The sequence below is a fragment of the Leucobacter sp. genome (genome assembly GCF_053528595.1).
The window spans coordinates 21,041-27,050 of sequence record NZ_JAIVPF010000037.1 but is presented as its reverse complement, the minus strand read 5'-3'; the positions used below and the strand labels follow the sequence as shown (position 1 = coordinate 27,050).

At 69.6% G+C, this 6,010-nt stretch carries 4 protein-coding genes; all 4 read left to right on the top strand.

What is annotated here, in order from left to right; all coding sequences use genetic code 11:
- The coding region (locus ACWKZU_RS07870; protein ID WP_449281765.1) for a hypothetical protein at positions 1–230 on the top strand (230 nt) is incomplete at its 5' end.
- A 110-nt stretch (positions 231–340) separates the two neighbouring features.
- Positions 341–4,234 (top strand): DNA-directed RNA polymerase subunit beta', encoded by a 3,894-nt coding sequence (locus ACWKZU_RS07865; protein ID WP_449281764.1) that lies wholly within the window; start codon positions 341–343, stop codon positions 4,232–4,234.
- Between the two features lie 210 nt (positions 4,235–4,444).
- The gene (locus tag ACWKZU_RS07860; RefSeq protein WP_449281763.1) at positions 4,445–5,425 is read left to right on the top strand and encodes a hypothetical protein; all 981 of its coding nucleotides are present in this window, start codon (positions 4,445–4,447) and stop codon (positions 5,423–5,425) included.
- Positions 5,422–6,009, top strand: a complete 588-nt coding sequence (locus ACWKZU_RS07855) for a hypothetical protein (protein WP_449281762.1) — start codon at positions 5,422–5,424, stop codon at positions 6,007–6,009. Before ACWKZU_RS07860 ends, ACWKZU_RS07855 begins: the two co-directional genes overlap by 4 nt.
- Position 6,010 lies beyond the last annotated feature (1 nt).

Here is a 6,010-nt window from a genome sequence, read left to right as displayed (position 1 = left end):
TCTACGAGGCCATCGTGCGCGGCGAGAACATCCCGGAGCCGGGCGTGCCCGAGTCGTTCCGCGTGCTCATGAAGGAGATGCAGTCGCTCTGCCTGAACGTCGAGGTGCTGGGAGCCGACGGGTCCGTCGTCAACCTGCGCGACAACGACGACGAGGCGCATCGCACCGCCGAGGAGCTCGGCATCAACCTGTCCACCCGCTTCGAGACCTCGTCCGTCGACGAGATCTGAGCCCGCGCGATCTCGTCCGAGGATGAGATCCGAATCGATCGGCCGCCCCGCCTGACGGGCGGAGCAGCCGATCCCACAGCACAGATTTTCAGATTCTCAAGGAGAACATTTTGCTCGAGGGTACGAGTTTCAACGAGCTGCAGATCCGTCTGGCGACCGCCGACGACATCCGCAGCTGGTCGTTCGGCGAGGTCAAGAAGCCGGAGACCATCAACTACCGCACGCTGAAGCCCGAGAAGGACGGGCTCTTCGGCGAGCAGATCTTCGGTCCCAGCCGCGACTGGGAGTGCGCGTGCGGCAAGTACAAGCGCGTGCGCTACAAGGGCATCGTCTGCGAGCGATGCGGCGTCGAGGTCACCAAGTCCAGCGTGCGCCGCGAGCGCATGGGCCACATCGAGCTGGCCGCGCCCGTCACGCACATCTGGTACTTCAAGGGTGTGCCGTCGCGCCTCGGCTACCTGCTCGACATGGCGCCGAAGGATCTCGAGAAGGTCATCTACTTCGCGGCCTACATGATCATCGACATCGATGAGGAGGGCCGCCACGAGGACCTGGCCGAGCTCGAGGCCGAGCTGCGTCTCGAGCTGAAGGCGCTCGAGGATCAGCGCGACATCGCGATCGCGCAGCGCCAGCAGCAGGCCGAGTCGGATCTCGCCGCGCTCGAGTCCGAGGGTGCGAAGGCGGATCAGCGCCGCCGTGCCGAGACCTCGGCCGAGAAGGAGATGGCCGCGATCCGCAAGGGCTTCGACGACGACATCGCTCGTCTGCAGCGCGTGTGGGAGGACTTCCGCAACCTCAAGGTGGGCGACCTCAAGCCCGAGGACGCGGTGTTCGCCGACCTCATGGACCGCTACGGCGACTACTTCGAGGCGTACATGGGCGCCGAGGCGATCAAGAAGCGCCTCGAGAACTTCGACCTCGCCGCCGAGAGCGACACGCTGCACCTGCAGATCGCCGAGGGCAAGGGTCAGAAGAAGATCCGCGCCATCAAGCGCCTGAAGGTCGTCAACTCCTTCCTGCAGACGGGCGCGAGCCCGGCCGCGATGGTGCTCGACGTGGTCCCGGTGATCCCGCCGGAGCTGCGCCCGATGGTGCAGCTCGACGGCGGCCGCTTCGCGACCTCCGATCTCAACGACCTCTACCGTCGTGTGATCAACCGCAACAACCGTCTGCGCCGCCTGCTCGATCTCGGCGCCCCCGAGATCATCGTGAACAACGAGAAGCGCATGCTGCAGGAGGCCGTCGACGCGCTGTTCGACAACGGCCGCCGCGGCCGCCCCGTCACGGGCACCGGCAACCGCGCACTGAAGTCGCTGAGCGACATGCTCAAGGGCAAGCAGGGCCGCTTCCGCCAGAACCTGCTCGGCAAGCGCGTCGACTACTCGGGCCGCTCGGTCATCGTGGTCGGTCCGCAGCTCAAGCTGCACCAGTGCGGTCTGCCCAAGCAGATGGCGCTCGAGCTGTTCAAGCCGTTCGTGATCAAGCGCCTCATGGATCTGTCGCACGCGCAGAACGTGAAGGCCGCGAAGCGCATGGTGGAGCGCGCGCGCTCCGAGGTGTGGGACGTGCTCGAGGAGATCATCCGCGAGCGCCCCGTGCTGCTGAACCGCGCACCGACCCTGCACCGCCTCGGCATCCAGGCGTTCGAGCCGCAGCTCGTCGAGGGCAAGGCGATCCAGCTGCACCCGCTCGTCTGCGCCGCCTTCAACGCGGACTTCGACGGCGACCAGATGGCCGTGCACCTGCCGTTGTCGGTCGAGGCCCAGGCCGAGGCCCGCGTGCTCATGCTCGCGTCGAACAACATCCTGAAGCCGTCGGACGGCCGTCCGGTGACCCTGCCCTCGCAGGACATGATCATCGGTCTGCACCACCTCACCACCATCAAGCCCGACGCGCCCGGCACCGGTCGCGCATTCGGCTCGGTGGCCGAGGCGATCCTCGCGATGGACGAGGGCTCGCTCGACCTGGGCGCTCAGGCGAAGATCCGCCTCACCGGCTACACCGATGCGGACGGCCTCACCCACGAGAAGCCCGTGCTCGTCGAGACCTCGCTCGGCCGCGCCATCTTCAACGAGGCGCTGCCGATCGACTACCCGTACTTCGAGCGGGTCGCCGACAAGGGCAGCCTCTCGGGCCTGGTCAACGACCTGGCCGAGCGCTACCCGAAGGTGGAGGTCGCGGCGACGCTCGACCGCATCAAGGACGCCGGCTTCTACTGGGCCTCGCGCTCGGGCGTGACCGTCGCTCTCTCGGACATCGTGACCCCCTCCAACAAGGGCGAGATCATCGCGGAGCACGAGAAGCGCGCGGCCAAGGTGCAGCGCGACTACGACCGCGGCATGATCAGCAACGTGGATCGCCGCAAGGCGCTCACGGAGATCTGGACCGAGGCCACCGATGAGGTCGCGGCCGCCATGCGCGACGCCTTCCCCGCCGACAACACCATCTTCCGCATGGTGTCGTCGGGCGCTCGAGGCAACTGGCTGCAGATCCGCAACATCGCCGGTATGCGCGGCCTCGTGTCGAACCCGAAGGGCGAGATCATCCCGCGTCCGATCATCAACTCGTACCGCGAGGGGCTGTCGGTGGCGGAGTACTTCATCGCGACCCACGGTGCGCGAAAGGGTCTGGCCGATACCGCTCTGCGTACCGCCGACTCCGGGTACCTGACCCGTCGTCTGGTGGACGTCTCGCAGGACGTGATCATCCGCGAAGAGGACTGCGGCACCCGGCGCGGCCTCGACCTGGTGATCGCCGAGAGCGACGCCAACGGCGTGCTCGTGCGCGATGAGAACGTCGAGAACTCGGTGTACGCCCGCACGCTCGCGGCCGACGCCGCAGCGCCCGACGGCACCGTGGTCGCGACCGCGGGCGAGGACGTGGGCGACGTGCTCATCGACAAGCTCGTCGGTGCCGGCGTGACCGAGATCAAGGTGCGCTCCGTGCTCACCTGCGAGTCCGCCGTCGGCGTCTGCGCCACCTGCTACGGTCGCTCGCTCGCCACGGGCCAGCGCGTCGACATCGGCGAGGCCGTCGGCATCATCGCCGCGCAGTCGATCGGCGAGCCGGGCACGCAGCTCACGATGCGCACCTTCCACACCGGTGGTTCGGCCTCGGCCGACGACATCACGCAGGGTCTGCCCCGCGTGCAGGAGCTCTTCGAGGCCCGTACCCCCAAGGGTGCGTCGCCCATCGCCGAGGCCGCCGGTCGGGTCACGATCGAGGACACGGAGAAGAGCCGTCGCATCCTCCTCACGCCGGACGACGGCACCGAGGAGAAGGCGTACCCCGTGCTGAAGCGCGCCACGCTGCTGGTGGATGACGGCGATCACGTCGAGCTCGGCCAGCCGTTCCTCGCGGGCACGCTCGACCCGAAGGACATCCTCCAGGTCGGCTCCACCGAGAGCGGCAAGCACATCCCCGGCGAGCGCGCGGTGCAGAAGTACCTCGTCGAGGGCGTGCAGGGCGTCTACCGCTCGCAGGGCGTGCCGATCCACGACAAGCACATCGAGGTGATCGTGCGCCAGATGCTGCGCAAGGTGACCGTGGTGGATCACGGCGAGACCGAGCTGCTCCCGGGCGAGCTCGTGGATCGCTCCCGCTACCAGCGCATCAACCGCGAGGCGCTGCTCGAGGGCAAGCGCGCGGCGACCGCCCGCCACGAGGTCATGGGCATCACCAAGGCCTCGCTGGCGACCGAGTCGTGGCTGTCGGCGGCCTCCTTCCAGGAGACCACCCGCGTGCTCACGCAGGCGGCGATGGAGGGATCGAAGGATCCGCTCATCGGCCTCAAGGAGAACGTCATCATCGGTAAGCTCATCCCGGCCGGCACCGGCCTGAGCACCTACCGAGACGTCGAGGTCGAGGCGACCGAGGAGGCGAAGGCGGAGCGCTACCCGAACCGCCTGTTCGCGACCGAGGGCACCTTCGACGAGAACGACCTGTCGTTCGTGGACTTCGACAGCTTCACGGCCGACGAGTTCAACCCGGGCAACTACAGCTGATGCCGGGGCGATAGCCCCGGCATCATCCTGCGGGGAGCGAGCGCAGCCGCAGGATCCAGCTCGGAAAGGGCGCCCGTGCTTCGGCACGGGCGCCCTTTTTTGCGCCGTGCCGCGCGCGGGAGCGAGGGATTGTCGGCGGCGGCTTGTAGTGTGACGATGAAGTATGGTGCTCTGCAACGAGCACACCGCGCCGCTACGAGAGGTGAAGCCATGAGCGAGGACCGCGAGACCCCCGCGTCGAGAGCCGCGGAGACTCCGGAGACCCCGGGCAATCCGGGCGCCCCCGTCGAGGAGACGGAGGCCAGCCGTACCGAGGTGCTCGAGGCCGTCGAACGTTCGCGGGGCGCCGGCGTCGAGGCCGACGCCGCGCAGGACGAGGCGATCGAGCCCCCCGCCGAGGAGGAGGCGCCGCTGGTCGTGGAGGCCCCGCAGGGAGCGGTGCAGGATCCCGAGGGCGCTGAGCTGGCGCGCCGTCAGGCCATCTCCGAGGTCGATACCCAGCTCAACCTCGACGTTCCCGCGGAGGAGCCCGCCCGGGTGCTCACGCTCGACGAGCTGCCGAGCGCGGCCGCGGTGAACGAGCCGCCCGTGCGCGACGGCGAGATCCGCATCAGCTCCGACCATCCCATGGCGGCGCTCTACATGCAGACCCCGATGCCCCCCGAGATCAAGGGCAATCGCGGCGCCGGCGTGCTCATCGCGCTGCTCGGCACCCTCGGCTTCGCGGCGGTCTACGCCGGCGTGCTCGCGCTGTGGCTGGCTCCCGGCCTCGCACCCTCCCAGTTCGTGGACGGCCTGCTGAGCTACGTGCTCTCGTGGGGCTTCGCCGCGGCGGTCGGAGCGTTCCTGCTCGGCCTGATCCTGCTCGTGCTGATCGTGGGGCGGGCCGGCTGGTGGGCCTACGTGCTCGGCGGCTTCCTGGTCGGCGCCCTCGTCTGGGTCGCGGCCACCGCGGGATACGCCGCCTCCGCCGACGGGGTGCGCGCCCTGTTCGAGCGGGCGCCGATCGCCCTGGCCGACACCTTCGGACTGGCGGTGCCCGCGATCGCCGCCGGCATCGTCGCGCGCGAGGCGACGGTCTGGTTCGGCGCGTGGATCGGAGCGCGCGGCCGCCGGATGAAGCGTCGCAACGCCGAGGCGCTCGCCGAGTACGAGGCGGCGCTCGCGGAAGTGCAGGCGAAGCGGCCATGAGCTCCGGCTCCCGTCGCGAGGTGACTCGCGGATACGTCGGGGGCCTGATCCTGGCCGCCGTCATCGTGGCGGCCGCCCTGCTCATCGCGAGCTGGGGGCTGCTCGCGCTGACGCTGCAGCGCGATCCGATCTCCAGCGACGGGGTGCCGCGATGGGTCGCGCCGGTGCTCGTGCTCGTCGTGCTCGCGCTGCTCGGCGCCACGATGTGGCAGCAGGCGCTGGTGCTGCTGCGCGGCAGGAAGTCCCCGGCGTGGGGCCTGCTGATCGCGATCGCCGGCGGCGCCTACCTGCTGTGGTGCCTCGGCGGCACCCTCGCCGGGCTCTCGATCGACGAGACCTGGGTGAGCCCCTTCGCGGCCCTGCTCGCACCCGTCTGCGGACTCGCCTCGCTGCTCTTCTGGGCGGTGCTCGCGCGCCGCGTCTACACCGATCGCCCGGTGCCGAAGTGGCCGTGGGAGCGCCGGGGGGAGCCCGGACCCGACTGGGCCATCGGCGACGAGGACCCATGGCGCGACGGCGGGCCGCGCGGCTCCGACGACCCCGAAGACCCGGCCGGCGACGGTCCGGACCGGTGGGAGCGGTGAT